Here is a 1,108-nt window from a genome sequence, read left to right as displayed (position 1 = left end):
GTTGAGGCCCATCGGCCATCCAGTAGCTCTACCTCCGGCGAGAAACACGCAACGCTGCACCTAAATGCATTTCGGAGAGAACCAGCTATCACGAAGTTTGATTGGCCTTTCACCCCTATCCACAGCTCATCCCCTCCATTTTCAACTGAAGTGGGTTCGGTCCTCCACGACGTCTTACCGTCGCTTCAACCTGGCCATGGATAGATCACTTCGCTTCGGGTCTAGGACATGCGACTGAATCGCCCTATTCAGACTCGCTTTCGCTACGGCTGCCCCACACGGGTTAACCTCGCCACATATCACTAACTCGCAGGCTCATTCTTCAAAAGGCACGCCGTCACCCCTACAAGGAGGCTCCGACGGTTTGTAAGCAAACGGTTTCAGGTACTATTTCACTCCCCTCCCGGGGTACTTTTCACCTTTCCCTCACGGTACTTGTCCGCTATCGGTCATCTGGGAGTATTTAGGCTTATCAGGTGGTCCTGACAGATTCACACGGGATTTCTCGGGCCCCGTGCTACTTGGGATACACATCCGGCCATAACACCATTTCGTCTACGGGGCTATCACCCACTACGGCCCGGCTTTCCAACCAGTTCGACTATGATGCGCTGTAACCGCCCCAGTCCGGCAGAACTGAGCGACGTGTCCCACAACCCCGACCATGCAACGCCCGCCGGCTATCACACATGATCGGTTTAGCCTCATCCGCTTTCGCTCGCCACTACTCACGGAATCACATGTTGTTTTCTCTTCCTGTGGGTACTGAGATGTTTCACTTCCCCACGTTCCCTCTACCCGCCCTATATATTCAGGCGGGAGTCACCAGGTCACAAAAGCGCCCAGCGGGGTTTCCCCATTCGGAAATCCTCGGCTCACAGCTCGATTATCAGCTCCCCGAGGCTTATCGCAGATTTCTACGTCCTTCTTCGGCTCCAGATGCCAAGGCATCCACCGTTTGCTCTTAGAAACTTGACCACAAAGATTAAAATTGCGATCGACTCGTCAACAACAACCACCCCAAAGGGTGACCATCATCACGAGTGATCTAAAAGATGCTCGCGTCCACTGTGTAGTTCTCAACATACGATCGGCACCACACTCCCCA

1 rRNA gene (cut by a window edge) is annotated in these 1,108 nt (G+C 53.8%); it reads right to left on the bottom strand.

The features are described from left to right. Window positions 1-978, bottom strand: a 23S ribosomal RNA gene (locus EDF64_RS17995); it reaches 2,248 nt to the left of the window's first position. Window positions 979-1,108: the final 130 nt, after the last annotated feature.

Origin of the sequence: Curtobacterium flaccumfaciens (assembly GCF_004361695.1) — a bacterium.
In the GTDB taxonomy this organism is placed as follows: Bacteria; Actinomycetota; Actinomycetes; order Actinomycetales; family Microbacteriaceae; genus Curtobacterium; species Curtobacterium flaccumfaciens_B.
The sequence above is the reverse complement of the archived record's forward strand: the minus strand, read 5'-3'. Positions and strand labels throughout refer to the sequence as shown.